The organism is Nonomuraea zeae (assembly GCF_005889725.1).
GTDB lineage: Bacteria > Actinomycetota > Actinomycetes > Streptosporangiales > Streptosporangiaceae > Nonomuraea > Nonomuraea zeae.
On sequence record NZ_VCKX01000092.1, the window covers coordinates 22,073 to 40,229 of the forward strand.

Below are 18,157 nucleotides of genomic sequence, written 5' to 3' on the forward strand. Positions count from 1 at the left end.
CTTACGTTTATGCTCCGGTCAGTAAGGGTCGAAGGTGGGTTGAGAGCATTACTGGAGGGCACATGGCCGCGCATCCTGATCCGGCCGGGCGAGCCGGGTCCACGTTGCGCCAGCTGTTCGCCCTCGCCGTGCCCGCTCTCGGCGTACTGGCCGCCGAGCCGCTCTACCTGCTCGTCGACACGGCCGTGGTCGGCCATCTGGGCGCGGTGCCGCTGGCGGCGCTCTCGGTCGGCGCGATCGTGCTGGCGCAGATCGCCACCCAGATGACGTTCCTGTCATTCGGCACCACCGCGCGCGCCGCGCGGCTGCACGGCGCGGGCCGCCGGGCCGAGGCCGTGGCCGAGGGCATCCAGGCGACCTGGCTCGGGGCGATCGCCGGGCTGGTGCTGCTCGTGGCCGGGCAGCTGCTGGCCGCGCCGGTGGCCGGCCTGCTCACCGGCGACGACCAGGCCGCCGCGTCGGCGGTGGGGTGGCTGCGGATCGCCCTGTTCGGTGCTCCGATGATCCTGATCACCATGGCGGGCAACGGATGGATGCGCGGGGTGCAGGACCTGCGGCGTCCGCTGCGCTACGTGCTCGCGGGCAACGGGATCTCCGCGGTGCTGTGCCCGGTGCTGGTGCACGGGCTCGGCTGGGGGCTCAACGGCTCGGCGATCGCCAACGTGGTCGCGCAGCTCATCTCCGCCGGCCTGTTCGTGCGGGCGCTGGTGGCCGAGGGCGTGCCGCTCGCCCCCGTCCCCGCCGCGATGCGGGCCCAGCTCGGCCTCGCCCGTGACCTGGTGCTGCTCGGCCTGGCGTTCCAGGCGTGCTGGGTGTCCGCGACCGCGGTGGCCGCGCACACCTCCACCGCGGCGGTCGGGGCGCACCAGGTGGTGTTCCAGCTCTGGATGTTCCTGGCGTTCGTGCTCGACGCGCTGGCCATCGCCGCCCAGGCACTCGTGGGCGCCGCGCTCGGCGCGCGCGACGGCGAGCGGGCGCGCCGGCTGGCCTGGCACGTGACCGGCGGCGGCCTGATCTTCGGAACGCTGCTCGGCGCGGTGTTCGCGGCGCTGGCCGGCATCCTGCCGCGGGCCTTCACCGGCGACGCGGCGGTGCTGGCCGAGATGTCGCACGCGTGGTGGTTCTTCGTCGCGTTGCAGCCGATCGGCGGCGTCGTGTTCGCCCTGGACGGGGTGCTGCTCGGCGCCGGGGACGCGGCCTATCTGCGCTCCGCGACGATGAGCGCGGCGGCGCTGGGGTTCCTGCCGGCGGTGTGGGCGTCGCTGAGCTTCGGCTGGGGGCTGGTGGGGATCTGGTCAGGGTTGTCGGTGTTCCTGCTGATCCGGATGATCACTGTGCTGGCCCGGCTGCGGTCGGGCCGCTGGGTGGTGCTCGGCGCCGTACGGGAGGGGACGGCTGCTCATCCGGTGCGCCCCTGAGCGCGGGGAACGACGTCAGCACGATGTGCAAGGACGGCTCGTGGCGGGGAAAGACCCAGGTGAAGCCGCCATCGACCGGGCTCTCCGAAGGAGGCCGACCGCGACCTCGTCAGGGAGCCGGCATGACATCAGGTCCGCGCGCCGCCCTCGGAAACGCCCGCCGGCCACCGTACCGGCGAGCACACGTATCGACCGGCCGGCCACCGCACCGCATAATTCGCCCCCCGAACGGGCGGCCGCCGGGTGAGCCGGTTCGTCCCTGCGTTCCGGAGGGCTGGTGAAGGGCGGGTTGCGGTGGGTCGCCGACGGGCTGTTCCCGCGCGGCGCGAACCCGCACGGCGTCCTGCCCGCCCTGCTCATCCTGCTGGCCATCGTGACCGGTCTCGTGGACGCCGTCAGCTACCTCGGCCTGAACCGCGTCTTCGTCGCCAACATGACCGGCAACATCGTCTTCCTCGGCTTCGCCCTGGCCGGGGACATCGAGCTGTCGAAATGGGCGTCGCTGCTGGCCCTGGCCGCCTTCGGGGCCGGCGCGTGGAGCGCCGGACGGGTGATCGGGTGGATGGGGGACGCGCGGAAGGTGTTCCCCGCCGTCACCGCCGCGCACGCGCTGCTCGTCGCGGTCGCCCTCGTCGTGGCGCAGCTGGCGGGACACCAGGAGACCGGCGCGCAGGTGGCGCTCATCGGGCTGCTCGGCTGTGGCATGGGCCTGCAGAACGCTTCGGTACGCGCGCTCGCGGTGCCCGATCTGACCACCAACGTCCTCACCACCACCCTGACCGGCCTGGCCGCCGACAGTCCGGGACGTGCGGCTTTGCGGCGGTCCGTCTCGGTGGCGGCGATGTTCGCCGGTGCGCTGACCGGGGCGGCGATGCATCTGGCGGCCGGGCCCGTACCGGCGGTGGCGACGGCCCTGGTGCTGCTAGCAGCCGTCGCCCTCATCGCCCGCCACCAGGACCGGCCGACCAGCTGAGCGGGACGAGCGCTCGAGTGGGATGAGCGCTGCCGGGATGCCGGATGCCGAAATATCGGGATGTCTGGATGCCGGTATGCCGGTACGCCGGGATGTCGCCGTCCGGCGATGGTCTCGTCCGAAACCTGCCGGTGCCCGTGGTGCCACCGCTGCTTGGCTGGTCGCCCGTACCGCTCGTACCACCGCCTTTGAACGGAACTCATGTCCACCACCACGCTGACCCGATCACGCCCGCCAGTCATCGAATGGCTCGCGGTCACCTCGCTCATGCTCGGCATCTTCGCCATCGTCACCAGCGAGATCCTGCCCATCGGCCTGCTAACCGACATCGGCGCCGACTTCGGACTCTCCGACGGCATCACAGGGCTGACCATGACGCTGCCGGGCATCGTCGCCGCGATCGCCGCGCCGGCGGTCACGGTGGCCACCGCCCGCGTGGACCGCCGGGTGATGCTGTGCCTGCTCATGGCCGTGCTCGCGACCGCCGACGTGCTGGCGGCCGTGGCGGGCTCCTACGGGGTCATGCTGGTGTCCAGGGTGCTGGTCGGTCTCACCATCGGCGGGTTCTGGTCGATCGGGGCCGGGCTGGCCGGCCGCCTGGTGCCGCCGGCGTCCGTCGGCACCGCCACCGCGGTGATCTTCTCCGCCGTGCCGCTGGGCTCGGTGCTCGGCGTACCGGCCGGCACCTTCATCGGCCACCTCGCCGGCTGGCGGACCGCGTTCCTCGTCCTGGCCGCGCTGGCCGTGCTCGTTCTGGGCGCGCTGCTGGTCCTGCTGCCGCCGCTGCCCGCCCAGCAGGTCACGAGCCCGCGCGTGCTGCTCGGCCTGCTGCGTCTCAGCGGCACCAGGACGGCGCTGCTGGCCACCTTTCTCATCGTCCTGGCCCATTTCGGCACCTACACCTACGTCACGCCCTTCCTCCAGGACGTCACCTCCCTGCCGCCGGCGGCCGTCGGCGCGGTCCTGCTCGCGTACGGTGCCGCCGGGATCGCCGGCAACTTCCTGACGGGCAGGGCCATGGCCGTCAACCCGCGCGCCGCCTTCGTCGCGAACGGCTGCCTGATCGCGGCCGCCACGCTCCTGCTGCCCGTGGCCGGCCGCAGCACCGCCGGCGCCATCGTGCTGCTCGTGCTCTGGGGGCTGGCCTACGGCGGTGTTCCCGTCTGCTCGCAGGCGTGGTTCATGAGCGCCGCGCCGCACGCGCCCGAGGGGGCCACGGTCATCTTCACCTCGTCGTTCCAGGCGACTTTCGCCCTGGGCGCGCTCCTCGGCGGGTACGTCGTGGACGCCTTCTCGGTCTCCACCGTGATGGTCTGCGGCGGGCTGACCGCCGTCCTCATGGCGGGCTACTTGTCGCTCCGGGGCAGGGCGGGGCGCGCCTCCGTCACGGGTGACGGATGAGGGCGATCTTGCCGCGGCGTGGCCCCCGCGCGGCGGCCGCGTGCGCCTCGGCCGCCCGGGTCATGGGGAACACCTCCTGTACGGGAACGTGGAAGCGCCTCTGTTCGCTGAGCGCGGCGGCCAGGGCGAGCCCGTGCCGGCCGCCCGGCTCACCGGCGAGCTCGCCGCGCGAGAGGCCCACCCCGAGTTCCGGGCCGCCGAAGTCGGCGAGGGTGAGAACCGCGGCCGGCGTACCGGTGATCGCGATGAGCTCGGGCAGCGAGCCCGCCCCGGCGACATCCAACGCGAGATCGACCCGCCCGGCCCCCGGCGCGACCGCCGGGGCGGGGGCCAGCGCGCGGACCCGGTCGGCGAGCCCTGGTCCGTAGGCGACCGGGACCGCTCCGAGCTCAGCGAGGAAGGCGTGGCTCTCCGGCCGGGCCGTGCCGATCACGTGGGCGCCGCGCGCGATCGCGAGCCGGACGGCCACGCTTCCCACCCCACCGGCCGCGCCATCGACCAGGAGCGTCACACCCGCCCGCACGCCGAGCCGGTCGAGCGCCCTGGTGGCGGTCTCGACGCTCGTACCGGCCGCACCGGCCTGCGCCCATGGCATCGCGGGCGGCTTCGCGGCCCAGAACGACAGCACGGCGAACTCGGCGCTCGCGCCGCCCAGCCGCGCGACGTCGACCGTACCGAAGACCTCCTCCCCCGCCGCGAACCCGGTGACGCCCGCGCCGACCTCGTCGATCACCCCGGCCGCGTCGACGCCGGGGATGTGCGGCAGCGGGATCCGGTCCCGCGACGGCGACCGTCCGGATCGCAGCGCGAGGTCGACCGGCGCGACCCCGGCGGCCTCGACCCTGATCCGCACCTGGCCGGGACCAGCGTGCGGCTCGGGGAACCGGCCGGTCGTGAGCACCTCCGGCGGACCGAACCGGTCGAACTGAACAGCGAACATGATCACCTCTCTGAGCTGAGCTGCCGGGACCGCGCATTACGGTAGGCGGAGAAAAGGCATCGACTGCCGCGGATCGCCCGAAGTGAGAGGTGTGCGGACGACAGTGACTCGGAACACCCGTACGGACGCGGTGCACAACCAGCGCCACATCGTGACGGTCGCGCGGGCCGCGTTCGCCGCGGACGGGCTTGAGGTGCCGATGCGCGAGATCGCCCGGCGGGCCGGGCTGGGCGTCGCGACGCTCTACCGGCACTTCCCTTCGCGCCCGGACCTCATCGGCGCCGTGCTCACCGAGCAGGTGGCCGTCTGCGGCGCGGAGATGCAGGCCGCGCTGGCCGACCCGGACCCCTGGCGGGCACTGCGCGGCACCATCCACCGCTTCTCCGAGCACCAGGTACGCGACCGGGGGCTGAACGAGGCGCTGTTCGGCTCGCACACGGCGGCGGCCCCGTTCGCCGGGCAGCGCCGGGCGCACGCGCAAGGCTTCGAACGGCTGGTCGAGCGGGCCAGGAGCGCGGGCGCGCTCCGCCGCGATCTGTCGGTCGAGGACGTGCGGACCGGCCTGATGGCGATCTCCTCGTTCCGCACGCTCCCGCCCGAAAGGGCGACCACGGCGGTGCGGCGGCTGGCGAACCTGCTGATCGCCGGCATGGCGGCGACCCCCCGGGGTTAGGGCTCGCCGCGCTCGCGGTCGCCCTGCGGCGCCGCCTCGTTCTTCCTGGCTGGAGCGCTACGGCGTGCTCTCGCCGAAGCCGGGCAGCGGGTCGAGCCGGAGGTGGTCGGCGAGGCGCGACAGGCCGGTACGCAGGTCGGCCACGACCTGCCCGGGCGTGGCCGCGCCGAGATCGTGGGTGTGCTCGAACCCGAACCAGGCCTCGGCCGTGGTGCGCCCCCGGGAGGTCTGCTCGGTGTACGACCCCGGGCCGAGGTGCCCGAACAGCATCGCCTCCTGCAGGCCCGAGCTCTGCCACCAGGCCCGCCACAGACGGGAATCGTTGACCGCCTGGACGAGCTGATCGGATCTGCGCTGGTAGGCGCAATCGTGCGGCAGGCTGCCACGGTCGGTGCTCCAGCAGACCTGGAGCCAGGCCCGCCGCGGGTCGGTGTGGTCCGGGACGAAAGGCTCCGGCAGCTCTTGGGGCTCGCCGTGCAGGGCCAGGCGGTAGGGCTCAAGGTAGGCGGTGAACACCTCCCAGGGCCCGGGGCCGTAGCACTCGGCGAGGAAGTTCTCCCGAGGCCGGGTGGCCAGGGCGAACGCGGCCACGGCCAGATCGCGCAGCTCGCCGTCGACGGTGAACGGGTTGCGGTCGAGCCAGTGATGGGCCGCCTCGTCCGGCGCGATCCCCGAGATCCGCGCGGCCACCAGGCAACAGATCGCCAGCGCCGACTCGCCAGCGCCCTCCTCGACGTAGTCCCGATTGTGCTGGAGGAACGCGGTCAGCTCCTGCGTCATCGCGGCGGCGACGTCGTCCTCCGCTTCGAGGTCGGCGACGGCGTCGGCGGCCTCGTCACTGTCGAAGGGGCCTTCGAAGGGAGTCCGGCTGTCCACTGCCTCATCTTCCGCCGCCGCGCCTTGTTCTCACAGCCCCAGCTGTGGATGAGGGTCGTTGTCGATCATGCTCTGACACGACCCTCATCCGAAGATCACAGCCTACATTTCATGAGATCGGTGATCAGCGTAGGTAGATGTCCGGCTTGGGAGGCGTGGGCATGCGGTCGCCGATGAAGAAGCTCGTGTGCGGCGGCTGGTTGTAGGCGGTGTTCTGCCACGCGATCGACACCCGGTAGAGCGGGTCGTGCATCAGCGTGTAGATGCGGCGGTCGGTGGGCGTGGGCGTGGAGTAGATGCGCAGCGCGCGGTTGTCGCTGGTGGGCCAGACGACCTCCTCGCGCCAGTCGCCGAACAGGTCTCCCGACAGCGACGGCGTCGCCTTGGTGCCGTTGTTGGAGTGCACGCCCGACGCGGTCAGGAGCCGGGTGTCCGCGCTGGTGCCGTACTTGTCGATCCTGGTCTGGTCGAGCAGCTCCCTGACGGGGTCGGCGTCCCACCAGGCCAGGAAGTTGACCGAGGACGGCTTGCGGCCGGCCGTGTTGCCGGTGACGCTGCGCAGGTTCCCGTCGGCGGCCGACCAGAACTCCGAGGCGACCCGGACGGTCGAGATGTCACCGGCCACGCCACGGCCGTTGTCGGAGCCCGACGCCGTCTGCCAGAGGATCTGGCCGGTGCGCGGGTCGATGTAGAGGGAGCCGGGCTGGCTGGTGGACTCGCTGACCTTGAAGTACTCCAGGCCGGCCCTGGCCGGGTCGAAGTCCCCCAGGTGCTGGGCGTCGCCGTGGCCGGTGCGGGTGCTCCACAGGCCGGTGCCGTTGTCGTTCACGGTCATGGCGCCGTACACGATCTCGTCGCGGCCGTCGGCGTCGACGTCGCCGACCGACAGGCTGTGGCTGCCCTGCCCGGCGTACTGCGAGCCCGCCGAGTTGCTGTCGAACGTCCACCGCTTGGTGAGTGAGCCGTTGCGGAAGTCCCAGGCGGCGATCACTGAGCGGGTGTAGTAGCCGCGCGCCATGATGAGCGAGGGGCGCTCGCCGTCCAGGTACGCCGTCCCGGCCAGGAAGCGGTCCACCCGGTTGCCGTAGCTGTCGCCCCAGGAGGAGACCGTGCCGCGCGGCGGGTCGTAGGAGACCGTGGACATGGCCGCGCCGCTCAGGCCGTTGAACATGGTCAGGTATTCGGGGCCCGACAGGACGTACCCGCTGGAGTTGCGGTAGTCGGCGCTGGAGCTGCCGATCACCGTGCCGGCGCCGTCCCTGGTGCCGTCGGCGGTCTTCATGGCGACCTCGGCCCGGCCGTCGCCGTCGTAGTCGTAGACCTGGAACTGGGTGTAGTGGGCGCCGGCGCGGATGTTGCGGCCCAGGTCGATGCGCCACAGGCGGGTGCCGTTGAGCCGGTACGCGTCCACGTACACGTTGCCGGTGTAGCCGGACTGGGAGTTGTCCTTGGCGTTGGACGGGTCCCACTTGAGCACGATCTCGTACTGGCCGTCACCGTCGACGTCGCCCACGCTGGCATCGTTGGCGCTGTAGGTGTAGGCGACCCCGTCCGGCGTGGTCCCGCCCGACGGCACCTGGATCGGGACGTCCAGGTACGAGCCGCCGGTGAAGCGCAGCGACGCCGGCGAAGCGCCCTGCTCGGCTCCGCCGGACACCGCCCTGACCGTGTAGGAGGCGTCGGCGGCGGCGCCGTTGTCGAGGTAGTTGGTCGAGGCGGTGAGGCCGGTGACGATCCTGGTGGAGCCCCGGTAGAGGTTGAAGGAGACGTCGTCGGGATCGGTGCCGAGCAGGCGCCAGGACACGAGGTTGCCCGAGCCGGACCGGACGCTGATCACCCCGCGGTCCAGGTCCTCCATCTGCTTGGTCGGCGGGGCCGCCTGGGCGGGGGCGCCGGTCGTCGTGATCGCCGTGGCCGCCGCCAGGGCGAGGGCGGCGGCCGCACCGGCCTTTCTTAACCGCATTGCGTGGTCCTTTCAGCAGGGTTGTCGAAATGCGTGACACTTGGCTTGGTAAGCGCTTTCCCGCTGGGCAAAAAAGAAAGTTTCATCGACTCCCGGGAACGCTTGTTAGCGCTAACGTCGTTGCGCCGGCAAAGCGTGGGGCACCGATGCGGGCATGACGTGCGAGTACGGTCATCTGCTCTCCTAGCCGGGGACGGAGGTGTAGCCGGCCGGTCTCCGGCGTATTAAAGCGTCCGCACTACCGGGCCGCAAGCGCCTGTGCGATCCGGCTTTTCCACCGGCGGCGTCGCGTGCGAGGCCGCCCTTACTCCCGCCTTGACAGACGAGCCTCCGGCCGTCCCCGGGGCGTTTGTTCACCATGAATGCGGTGGCGAGCGCCGTCGCATTCAGTCGCGGTCGGGCCGGTCCGGCCGTCTTGGAGCGCGTCTTCGCGCTGGCCGGGGCCCGGTGGCGAGCCGGCCCGTTCCACGCGCGGCTGCGCGATCGGGGCATCAGCTCGTGGGAGGCGCTGTGACCTCTTCGTGCGGCATCGGCGGAGTCTGGTACGCCCGCTGCCCGGTGTGGAGGCCGCACTCGACCGGCTCGGCCGATCCCACCGGCTGTGGCTGATCACCAACGGCGCTTCCCGGCTGCAGCGGCTCTGCTCCCGGCGCTCGATCGCGGCTGGCCCGCCGTCCACGTCTGCGGTCCCGGCGCCTGCTCGGCCGACGTGGGGTCGGCGCACGTGCCGGAGGTCGGCCGGGTACGGCTGCCGTGCGCGCACGACGCGGGCCAGGCGTGCTGACCTGCGGCCGTGCCCGGGGACGTCAGACGCGGTCCAGGGGGCGATGGGGCTCGGCCGGGAGGTCCACCGCGATCGCGTCACCTGGCCGTACGACGCCGCCCTGCCTGACGACGCTCATGACGCCGGCCTTGCGGACCAGGTTCCCGGCCTCGTCACGGCCGACGACCTGCTTGAGCAGGCCGGTCTGGAAGTTGTCGATCTGCACGCACGGATTGCGCAGCCCGGTCAGCTCCACCACGGCCTCGTCCCCGATGCGCAGCAGCGTGCCCACCGGCAGGCCGAGCAGGTCGATGCCACGGGTGGTGATGTTCTCGCCGAGCTCTCCAGGGCTGACGGTGAAGCCCGCCTCGCCCACTTCGGCGAACAGCTCCTCGTGGATGAGGTGGACCTGGCGCAGGTTCGGCTGGGTGGGATCCTGGGCGACGCGGGAGCGGTGCTTGACCGTCACGCCGGCGTGCACGTCGCCTTCCACGCCGAGCCCCGCGAGCAGCGTGATGCTCTCGTGGTTCGGCTTGGTGAAGGAGTACTCGCCGTTGCTGCTGACCGCCGTGACAGTGCCACTCATGCTCTTTTACTCCCCCAAATGCCGCAGACTCGACCTGGAGCTTAACCCAGCGCGGGCGGCCGGTCCGCCGCCGCCCTCGGCCTCCGCGTCGCGCCACCAGCCGGCCAGCCAACCAACCAGCCGGCGGCAGTGTCATGAGCGGGTGAAGACGACGACGCCGGTGTCCGGTCCGGTCAGGCGCTGCCAGCCGAGTCGTTCGTAGAGCCGGATCGCGTCGTGCGCCTTCGGCGCGGTGAGCAGCCAGCAGTTGGGTGCGTCTTCGCAGAGCAGGCCGAGGATGCGCGCCGCCAGCCCCTGCCCGCGGGCGTGCGGGCTGACCGCCAGCTCGTCGACCTCCAGCGTCCCGCTCAGCCGCGCCTCCGCCTGGCCGCCGAGCAGGCGGTTCACCCCGTCGTAGGAGCGGCCCGAGGGGAACGGGCTCGGGGTCGGCCACGCCGTGCCGAATCCCGCGGGCCTGCCGTCGTGGACGGCGAGCACCGCGACGAAGCCGGGGCGCAGGGCGTCCGCGGTCAGGCGCTCGGCGAAGGCGGCGGCGTCCCGGGCGTCCTCGTGCCAGGGCGGGCCGCTGAACGAGGCGAGGTAGACCTCCGCCAGCTCGGCGGCGCGGGCGAGGGCGCCGGGGCCGGTGAGTCGTTCGAGCGTACTGTCTTCAGGCGGCATGGCAGTGACGATAGATCGCCCGCGCATCACTGGTCAACCTGAGATAGACAGTTATGGTCTGCGGATGGCACCGGCCCCGAGCGCGGTCAGCCGACCGGGCGGTACTCCGGCTGCCACATCGCGTCCTGCACCCGCTGGACGAGATCGCCCGGTTCGGCGCGGGCCAGCCCCTCCTCGGCCGCCTGCCGCGCCACCGCCACCGCCACCGTCGCCGAGATCGCCCGCAGGTTCTCCACCGGCGGCAGCAACGCAGCGCCCGGGGCGGTGACGTCCACCAGCCCGGCCACCGCCTCGGCCGCGGCCCGCAGCATCCCGTCGCTGATCCGCCGCGCACGCGACACGACCGCGCCCAGCCCCAGCCCCGGATACAGCAGCGCGTTGTTCGCCTGCGCGATGGAGTAGGTGACGCCGTCACGGACGACGGGATCGGCCGGGATGCCCGTGGCCACCAGGGCCCGGCCGCCGGTCCAGTTCAGCAGGTCCTGCGGCGTCGCCTCGATCCGGTCCGTCGGGTTCGAGATCGGGAAGATGACCGGCCGGTCCACCCCGGCCGCCATCGCCCGCACGATCTCCTCGGTGAACGCGCCGTGCGCCGTGGACGTGCCGAGCAGCATGGTCGGCTTGACCCGTTTGACGACCTCCGCGAGCCCGATGCCGTCCGCGCCCCGCTCCCAGCCGGAGACCTCGTCGGCCGGGCGGGCGTACATAACCTGGAAGTCCCGCAGATCCGGCAGGTCATCGGTCAGCAGGCCCTGCTTGTCGACCGCCCAGATCCGCCGTACGGCCTCCGCCCGCTCCAGGCCGTCGCGGACCATCGCGTCGCGCAGCTGGTCGGCCACGCCCACGCCGGCCGTGCCCGCTCCGAACACGACGATCCGCTGCGCCCGCAACGGCGTCCCCGACACCCGGCACGCCCCCAGCACCGCCGCCAGGACGATCGCGCCCGTCCCCTGCATGTCGTCGTTGAACGTCGGCAACCGGTCGGCGTACCTCTCCAGGATGCGCCGCGCGTTCGACGGCCCGAAATCCTCCCAGTGCAGCATCGCCTCGGGGAACAGCCGGGAGATCATCGACACGAAGGCCTCGATGAACTCGTCGTAACGTTTCCCCCGCACCCGGGAATGCCGCTCCCCCACGTAGAACGGATCGTTGAGCAGCCGCTCGTTGTCGGTCCCGACGTCCAGGGCGATGGGAATGGCCCGGCCGGGGTCGATGCCCGCCGCGGCCGTGTAGACCGCCAGCTTCCCGGTCGCGATCCCGGCGCCGCCCCCCACGCCCCAGTCCCCGATGCCCAGGATCTCCTCGGCATCGGAGGCGACGATCAGATCCACTCCATCAGCGTCGCGGCCGAAATTACGGAAGGCTCGTTCCATGCCGGCCACGTCGTCGATGGACAGGTACACCCCGCGCGGCCGCCGATACTCATGGCTGTAGGCCTTGATGGCTTCCGCGACCGTCGGGTCGTAGACGATCGGCAGCATCTCCCTCAGATGGTCCGCCAGCACCCGGAAGAACAGCACCTCATTGCGGTCCTGCAGCGCGCTCAGGTAGACGTGCTTCTGCAGATCGTCCGGCTGCGCCCTGTACTGCGCGTACGCCCGGCCCGCCTGCGCCTCGATCGTCTCCACCGCCGACGGGATCAGCCCCACCAGCCCCAGCTCCGCCCGCTCCTCCTGGCTGAAGGCCGTCCCCTTGTTCAGCAGCGGATCGTCCAGCACCGCCCGCCTGCCATGACTCATCGACACACCCACAGCCCTACCCGGGCCGCGGCGCCCGGAAGTTCAGGCCCCGTTCAACAGAGCACACCGAACAGGTCAGCTCCGCGATCACGAGCAGGCCGGCCGATCACCGGCGCGGGCGGTGCTTGCCGCCCGCTTGACCTGAACAGGACCGTTCGGCCAGGTCCCGATGGTCGAGCACGGGTAGACCTGCCGGGGGGGAGCCCTGCCAGGTACGCCCGGCGCCGGCCCGCTCCTCGATCCGAGTCCGAGGAGGAACCGTGACCCAGGCATACGACACCCGCCGCACAGCGGTCCTGCTGGTCGATCCCTACAACGACTTCATCTCCGAAGGCGGCAAGCTCTGGCCACGACTTGAGCCCGTGGCCAAGGAGGTCGGCCTGGTGGACCACCTGCGTACCGTGATCGCCTCCGCCCGCGAGGCCCGCATCCAGGTGATGTTCGTCCCGCACCGCCAGTGGGAGCCGGGCGACTACGACACCTGGGCCCACCCGAACCCGACCCAGCGCGGCATCCAGGAGCGGCACAGCTTCGCCCGCGGCACCTGGGGCGGGGAGTTCCACCCCGACCTCCAGCCGCAGGCGGGCGACATCGTCATCCATCAGCACTGGGCGCAGAGCGGGTTCGCCAACACCGACCTGGACTTCCAGCTCAAGCAGCACGACATCAGCCATGTCGTGGTCGTCGGCGTGCTGGCCAACACCTGCATCGAGTCGACCAGCCGGTTCGCGATGGAGCTCGGCTACCACGTGACGCTGGTCCGCGACGCCACCGCCGCCTTCCTCCCCGAGATGATGCACGCCGCGCATGAGCTGAACGGTCCCACGTTCGCCCATGCCATCCTCACCACGGAAGAGCTGGTCAGCGCGTTCGAAGCAGCGCGGACCTGATCCGCACCGGCCGGAGCGGGTCAGGCCGGTCCGGTGCTTACCCAAAGGTGGACGGACCTCTGCCGGCAGTTGAACCGCCATTCCTGGACTTCGGCGGCACGGGCCGCGAGGTTGGAAGGTGGGGCGCGGCGGCGGCCCCGGCGGCATCCGCAGGCCGGCGGCATCGAACGGGGAGGAGCCGAGGTCATGGACATGAAGCTCGAGGTCGTGGTGGTGCCGGTCGCCGACGTCGACCGCTCCAAGGACTTCTACAAGGCGCTCGGCTGGCGGGAGGACGCCGACTTCTCCGCCGGTACGGACTTCCGGGTCGTGCAGCTGACCCCGCCCGGCTCGGCCTGCTCGGTCATCTTCGGGACCGGGATCACCTCGGTCACGCCGGGCTCGATGCAGGGCCTGTACCTGATCGTCGACGACATAGAGGCGGCCCGCTCCGAGCTCGTGGACCGCGGGGCCGACGTAGGCGAGGTGTTCCACGACGCGGGCGGCGTGTGGCACCACGCCGGGACCGAGCAGCGGGTGCCGGGCCCGGACCCGGACCGCAAGAGCTACGGCTCTTTCGCCTCCTTCAGCGACCCCGACGGCAACGGCTGGCTGCTCCAGGAGATCACCACCCGCCTTCCTGGCCGGTGACCCGCAGGCCGGCGACACAATAAGCAACTCACGTTGACTAACTCGCACTTAGTCAACTATGGTTGCTTACATGCCTCCAAGCTTCTTCTCCCGAACAGGCCTGCTCGCCGTCGCCCTGACCGTGGCAGGCGCGACCATGACCGCCCCTCCCGCCTTCGCGGCCGACCGCGACCGAGGTCACGTCAGGCTCCAGCGCGCGCTGGAGCAGGCCGTGGCCGGCGGTGGCCCCGGCATCGTCGCCGAGCTCAGGGACGGCCGGGCCACGCCGTGGTTCGGCACCGCGGGGGTGGCCGACCTGGCGACCGGCCAGCGGCGCCGGCCCGGCGAGCACTTCCGCATCGGCAGCTTCACCAAGGCGTTCGTCGGCACGGTGGTCCTGCAGCTGGCGGCGGAAGCCCGGCTCACCCTCGACGACACGGTGGCCAGGTGGCTGCCCGGCGTGGTCGAGGAACACCTCGGCGCGGACGGCACCAAGATCACCATCAGGCAGCTGCTCAACCACACCAGCGGGCTCCCCGACGCCTACCCCGGCCAGGAGACCCCGCGTCCCGAAGAGCCCGGCAAGCGCTTCATCTACTCGAAGGTCAACTACAACCTCGCCGGCATGATCGTCGAACACGCGACGGGATCGACCCTCGCCGGCGAGATCGAGCGCCGCATCGCCCGCCCGCTGCACCTGACCGGCACGTACCTGCCCGGCGAGGGCGAGACGCTCCGCGACCCGCACGCCCGGCACTACTCCAGGCAGGACCAGAACGGCCAGGAGACGGACGTCCACGACGTGACCGAGATCGACCTGAGCTGGGCCTGGGCCGCCGGGGGCATGGTCTCGACGACCTCGGACCTGCACCGGTTCCTCGACGCGCTGCTGCGCGGCCGGCTCCTGCCGCCAGCCCAGCAGGAGGAGATGTTCACGACGGTCTCGACGGAGGGCTCGGGCTGGGTCCCGGACACCAGGTACGGCCTCGGCGTCTACGCCCAGAAGCTCCCCTGCGGCGTCACGCTCTGGGGCGGCGGCGGCTTCATCCAGGGCTCGACCACGTACGCGATGGGCGAGCGCACGGGCGCCCACACCCTGGTGAGCAACCTGAACGGCGACTGGAACGACTTCCACCAGACCTTCGCCCAGCTCTTCGGCGCCCGATTCTGCCGCTGAGGCCGCCGCCCCTCACCGAGCGAGCCGGCCCAGACGCGCGCCACTCACCCCTTGGGGCTCTCCGTCCCGCCCAGGTGGCGGACCAGCAGGGCGAGCTGCTCGGCGAACCGGCCGAGGAACTCCGGGTCGTCGGCGCGGGCCCCGCACAGGCCCTCGACGAGCTGCGGGTAGACGACGGGCGCCATGCCCGCGGCGATGAGGATCAGCTCAAGGCAGGCCGGGTCGAAGCGGGGGTCGATCGTGCCGTCGCGCCGGCCCTGCTCGAAAGGCCCCAGGTTGTCGCGCAGCCGCTGGTTGCGCTCGGCCTGCTCGACCTCGGGCACGTCGTCGCCGTGGGACAGGCCCTCCCAGGCGAGCAGCTTGGGCGTGTGGGGATCGTCGATCATGGCCGTCACATATCCCTTGACGATCTCGGCCAGATCGCTCTGGGCGGCCAGCTGCGCGGCCTCGCGCTCCCGCCACCCACGGGCGATCTCCTGGTAGAGGCCGGCCTTGCCGCCGAAGTAGTACGAGATCAGCTGCACGTTCACCCCGGCGCGCTCCGCGATCGCGGCCACCCGTGCTCCCGCGTACCCCTTCTGGGCGAACTCCCTGGTGCCGGCCTCGATGATCAGACGCTTGGTGCGCTCGCCGTCACGCTGCCGCTCCTCGGGCGCCGGTGATCGTCTGGCCATCGGGTCCTCCGCGGGATGTCGCCGGGTCGAGCACGTGCCGGGCACGCGTCAAGCAAACGTACCGCACTGTCACTCGGCGGCCCGCACCCAGTCAAACGGGCATTTGGCAGCGCACCGGGGCCGTGCTCGCGTCCTCAGGTCCAGCGATGCCGCTCGGTGGCGGCGTCGGCGGGGTAGAAGCTCTCCAGCCGCACCTCCTGGGCGGTTATGTCCTGCGGCGTGCCGACCGTGGTGATCATGGAGAAGTAGCTCGCGGTCACACCGCCGTGCACGAAGACGACCGGGATGATCGGCATGATCGCGGAGGTCAGGTCCGGCTCGCGCCACCCGGCCCTGATGCCCGGCCGGGAGAGGACCTCCGCGAGCAGGGCCCTGGTGCCGGGGTCCTGGACGCCGCCGACGGCCTCGCGGTGCACCCGCTGGATGAGGGCGGGGGCGACCTGCTCCCAGTTGGCGACGTGCGGCCGCAGCCCCGCCGGATCGAACATGAGCCGGATCACGTTGGCCGTCCCGGTCGCGGAAGTGCCGCCGAGCAGGCGGCCGAACATCACCTCGGCGGCGCGGTTGACCTGCGTGATGTTCCAGTAGCGGTCCATGACCACGGCCGGGTACGGCTCGTGGTGGGACAGCGCCCGCTCCAGCGCGGCCCGGATCGCGGCCATCGCGGGCTCGGCGATGCCGCTCTCGCGGTAGGCCGGGGCGTATCCGGCGGCGAGCAGCAGGTCGTTGCGCTCCCGCAGGGGCACCTCCAGCGCGCCGGCCAGCGTGATGATCATCTCGCGGCTCGGCGTCGACCGGCCGCTCTCCACGAAGCTGAGGTGGCGCGGCGAGACCTGGGCGTGGTGGGCCAGGACGAGCTGGCTCATCCGCCGTACCTGGCGCCAGTGGCGCAGCAGCTGGCCCAGCGGGCTGTCCGGCCGCCGCGGCCGGAGATCGGGCGTACGCACTCTTGCACGCTAACCGGCGCCCGCCACCCGGGCACTTCCCTCGGAGGGAATTGGAACGGCGCCCGCGCCACCCGACAGTGGTGCAACCGGCGCGGGAGGGCTCGCCGCCGGAGCCACCACGAAACGTCACCCGGAGGTCCGCGATGACCGTCTTCACCGTCCACTCGCCCGGCTCGGCCCCGCAGCCGTCCCAGCAGCCGCTGGCCGAGCTGCGGCAGCGGGTGGGGTTCATCCCCAACCTGGCCGCCACGATGGCCGAAGCCCCCACCACGATCGATGGCTTCAACCAATTGCAGCGCGCGCTGGCGCACAGCACCCTCACCGCCGCCGAGCGCGAGGTCGTCGGCGTCACGGTCAGCGTCGCCAACCGCTGCCCCTACTCGGTGGCCGCGCACTCGGCCTTCGCCGCGCGCGCCGGCGTGCCGCCCGAGGTGGTCACGGCCCTGCGCGCGGGCAAGGACGACCTGCCGGAGGAGAAGGCGTCCGCGCTGAGCGCGTTCACCAAGGCGCTGCTGCGCAGCGGCGGGCTCGTGGACCGGGCCGAGATCGACGCGCTGCTCGGCCACGGCTACACCCGGGCGCAGGTCCTGGAGGTCATCACCCAGGCCGCGTACACGACGATGGCCAACTGGATCGCCAACGCGACCGGCGCACCCCTCGACGACGTGCTGTCCCCGCACGCCTGGACCGCCTGAGGCCCCGGCCGGAGGGCCGGTGCGCTCGGTCGCGCGCGCCTGGACCGCCTGAGGCCAGGACGCGGGGCCGGTACGCTGTGGCGATGATCAACGTGGTCGAGTGGACCAGGCTGGCGCCGTGGAGGGTCGCCCGCGCCCGCGCCGGCCACGGCCAGACGGTGATCGTCAAGTGGACCGGCCCCCACGTCGCCGGCGGGCGCAGCGAGGCGTGGCGGCTGTGCACGGAGGTGGCCGCGCTCAGGTTCCTGTCCGAGGACCTCGGGCTGAGCCTGGCTCCACGGGTGCTGGCCGAGGACCTGCCGGCCGGCTGGACCATGCTGGAGGATCTCGCGCCCCGGACCGCGCTGGACGGGCTGCTGCACCGCGACGGCGCGGGCCCGCATCTCGTCCGGCTGGCCGCCTTCGCCCGGGCCAGGGGCGAGCTCGGCGCGCTCACCGCCGGCCGGGCGGAGACCTACTACCGCCGCCGCGGCGCGCTCGGGCCGGTCGATCCCGATGCCGACCGGCTCGGGCGCGTCAGTGCGCTGCATGCCGCCGGGCTGCCGCAGGCGCGGGCGCTGGGGGTGCCGGTCAGCGGCGCGGCCGAGCGGGAGCTGGGCCTGGCGCTGGCCGAGCTGGCCGATCCCGGGCCGTTCCTGGCGCTCAGCAACAACGATCCGGAGGCCAACAACGTCCTGGTGCACGCCGGCGGGCCGCCCGACCCGCGCCTGATCGACTTCGAGTTCGCCGGCTTCACCCACGCCCTGAACGACGCCGTCTGCCTGCACGTCCCCGGCCCTGCCTGGATGTCGGTACGCACGGAGGCCGACGGCTCGGCGGCCTCGCCCGCCGAGGTCTACCGGCGCGCCCTGGCCGCCGGGGTGCCGCAGGCCGAGGACGACCGGCGCTACGGGCCGGCCCTGGCGGCGGCGTGCCTGGCGTACGCGCTGGCCCGCCTGTCACGCCTGCCCACGCTGGACGCCCGCCCGGCCGGGGACCCCAGCAGGGCCCAGCTCGTCGCGACCCTGGAGGCCGCGGCCGGCACCGCCGACTCGCACCGGGCGCTGCCGCAGCTGGCCGGCTGGTGCCACCGGCTGGCCGGCGCCGTGCGCCACCGCTGGCCGGACGCGGACGTGGACGTCACGGCCATCGCCCCGTACGCGCGACGCCACTGAGCCGGCCCTCGCGTGATAG

18 protein-coding genes are annotated in these 18,157 nt (G+C 72.4%); 10 read left to right on the top strand and 8 right to left on the bottom strand.

Annotation, left to right across the window (positions count from 1 at the left end; all coding sequences use genetic code 11):
• Positions 1-62: 62 nt before the first annotated feature.
• From ETD85_RS27600 to ETD85_RS27610, 3 genes are all read left to right on the top strand, one after another.
• Positions 63-1,418, top strand: coding sequence for an MATE family efflux transporter (locus tag ETD85_RS27600; RefSeq protein WP_138692691.1), 1,356 nt, complete (start codon positions 63-65; stop codon positions 1,416-1,418).
• Positions 1,419-1,695: 277 nt separating this feature from the next.
• A complete protein-coding gene (locus ETD85_RS27605) occupies positions 1,696-2,391 on the top strand; it encodes a YoaK family protein (protein ID WP_138692692.1) in 696 nt (231 codons plus the stop codon).
• A gap of 201 nt (positions 2,392-2,592) precedes the next feature.
• Positions 2,593-3,792 (top strand): MFS transporter, encoded by a 1,200-nt coding sequence (locus tag ETD85_RS27610; RefSeq protein ID WP_138692693.1) that lies wholly within the window; start codon positions 2,593-2,595, stop codon positions 3,790-3,792.
• Here ETD85_RS27610 and ETD85_RS27615 read toward each other — a convergent pair.
• On the bottom strand, positions 3,776-4,732 hold the full coding sequence (locus ETD85_RS27615; protein ID WP_138692694.1) for an NADP-dependent oxidoreductase: 957 nt from the start codon (positions 4,730-4,732) through the stop codon (positions 3,776-3,778). The genes ETD85_RS27610 and ETD85_RS27615 overlap by 17 nt on opposite strands.
• A gap of 103 nt (positions 4,733-4,835) precedes the next feature.
• Here ETD85_RS27615 and ETD85_RS27620 point away from each other — a divergent pair, with 103 nt between their 5' ends.
• A complete protein-coding gene (locus ETD85_RS27620; RefSeq protein ID WP_206058630.1) occupies positions 4,836-5,405 on the top strand; it encodes a TetR/AcrR family transcriptional regulator in 570 nt (189 codons plus the stop codon).
• 57 nt (positions 5,406-5,462) lie between these two features.
• On the opposite strand, the gene ETD85_RS27625 is transcribed toward ETD85_RS27620, so the two are convergent.
• Together ETD85_RS27625 and ETD85_RS27630 are read right to left on the bottom strand one after the other, a co-directional pair.
• Complete coding sequence (locus ETD85_RS27625; protein ID WP_138692696.1) at positions 5,463-6,281, bottom strand: DUF4259 domain-containing protein; 819 nt, start codon at positions 6,279-6,281, stop codon at positions 5,463-5,465.
• A 124-nt stretch (positions 6,282-6,405) separates the two neighbouring features.
• Entirely contained in the window at positions 6,406-8,244 is a 1,839-nt protein-coding gene (locus ETD85_RS27630; RefSeq protein ID WP_138692697.1) for a rhamnogalacturonan lyase, read from the bottom strand.
• A gap of 601 nt (positions 8,245-8,845) precedes the next feature.
• On the opposite strand from ETD85_RS27630, the gene ETD85_RS27635 reads away from it, so the two are divergent.
• Positions 8,846-9,028 carry a hypothetical protein gene (locus tag ETD85_RS27635; RefSeq protein ID WP_138692698.1) on the top strand — a complete coding sequence of 61 codons (183 nt, stop codon included), beginning with the start codon at positions 8,846-8,848 and terminating at the stop codon, positions 9,026-9,028.
• Between the two features lie 22 nt (positions 9,029-9,050).
• Here ETD85_RS27635 and ETD85_RS27640 read toward each other — a convergent pair whose 3' ends face one another.
• The 3 genes from ETD85_RS27640 to ETD85_RS27650 all read right to left on the bottom strand — a co-directional run bounded on the left by ETD85_RS27640 (position 9,051) and on the right by ETD85_RS27650 (position 11,992).
• Positions 9,051-9,593: an MOSC domain-containing protein gene (locus tag ETD85_RS27640; protein ID WP_138692699.1), complete on the bottom strand. Its 543-nt coding sequence runs from the start codon at positions 9,591-9,593 to the stop codon at positions 9,051-9,053.
• A 132-nt stretch (positions 9,594-9,725) separates the two neighbouring features.
• Positions 9,726-10,253 carry a GNAT family N-acetyltransferase gene (locus tag ETD85_RS27645; RefSeq protein ID WP_170246864.1) on the bottom strand — a complete coding sequence of 176 codons (528 nt, stop codon included), beginning with the start codon at positions 10,251-10,253 and terminating at the stop codon, positions 9,726-9,728.
• A gap of 86 nt (positions 10,254-10,339) precedes the next feature.
• On the bottom strand, positions 10,340-11,992 hold the full coding sequence (locus ETD85_RS27650) for an NAD-dependent malic enzyme (RefSeq protein ID WP_138692701.1): 1,653 nt from the start codon (positions 11,990-11,992) through the stop codon (positions 10,340-10,342).
• Positions 11,993-12,252: 260 nt separating this feature from the next.
• Here ETD85_RS27650 and ETD85_RS27655 point away from each other — a divergent pair, with 260 nt between their 5' ends.
• The 3 genes from ETD85_RS27655 (at position 12,253) to ETD85_RS27665 (ending at position 14,668) form a co-directional block, all read left to right on the top strand.
• Positions 12,253-12,882: a cysteine hydrolase family protein gene (locus tag ETD85_RS27655; protein WP_138692702.1), complete on the top strand. Its 630-nt coding sequence runs from the start codon at positions 12,253-12,255 to the stop codon at positions 12,880-12,882.
• Positions 12,883-13,068: 186 nt separating this feature from the next.
• Positions 13,069-13,512 carry a VOC family protein gene (locus ETD85_RS27660; protein ID WP_138692703.1) on the top strand — a complete coding sequence of 148 codons (444 nt, stop codon included), beginning with the start codon at positions 13,069-13,071 and terminating at the stop codon, positions 13,510-13,512.
• Positions 13,513-13,582: 70 nt separating this feature from the next.
• A complete protein-coding gene (locus ETD85_RS27665) occupies positions 13,583-14,668 on the top strand; it encodes a serine hydrolase domain-containing protein (protein ID WP_138692704.1) in 1,086 nt (361 codons plus the stop codon).
• A 44-nt stretch (positions 14,669-14,712) separates the two neighbouring features.
• Here the strand turns inward: ETD85_RS27665 and ETD85_RS27670 are convergent, their stop codons facing one another.
• Together ETD85_RS27670 and ETD85_RS27675 are read right to left on the bottom strand one after the other, a co-directional pair.
• Entirely contained in the window at positions 14,713-15,342 is a 630-nt protein-coding gene (locus ETD85_RS27670) for a TetR/AcrR family transcriptional regulator (RefSeq protein WP_138692705.1), read from the bottom strand.
• A gap of 134 nt (positions 15,343-15,476) precedes the next feature.
• On the bottom strand, positions 15,477-16,289 hold the full coding sequence (locus ETD85_RS27675; protein ID WP_206058632.1) for a helix-turn-helix domain-containing protein: 813 nt from the start codon (positions 16,287-16,289) through the stop codon (positions 15,477-15,479).
• Positions 16,290-16,432: 143 nt separating this feature from the next.
• Between ETD85_RS27675 and ETD85_RS27680 the strand changes: the two genes are divergently transcribed.
• Positions 16,433-16,984 carry a carboxymuconolactone decarboxylase family protein gene (locus tag ETD85_RS27680; RefSeq protein WP_138692706.1) on the top strand — a complete coding sequence of 184 codons (552 nt, stop codon included), beginning with the start codon at positions 16,433-16,435 and terminating at the stop codon, positions 16,982-16,984.
• A gap of 83 nt (positions 16,985-17,067) precedes the next feature.
• The gene (locus ETD85_RS27685) at positions 17,068-18,138 is read left to right on the top strand and encodes an aminoglycoside phosphotransferase family protein (protein WP_138692707.1); all 1,071 of its coding nucleotides are present in this window, start codon (positions 17,068-17,070) and stop codon (positions 18,136-18,138) included.
• Positions 18,139-18,157: the final 19 nt, after the last annotated feature.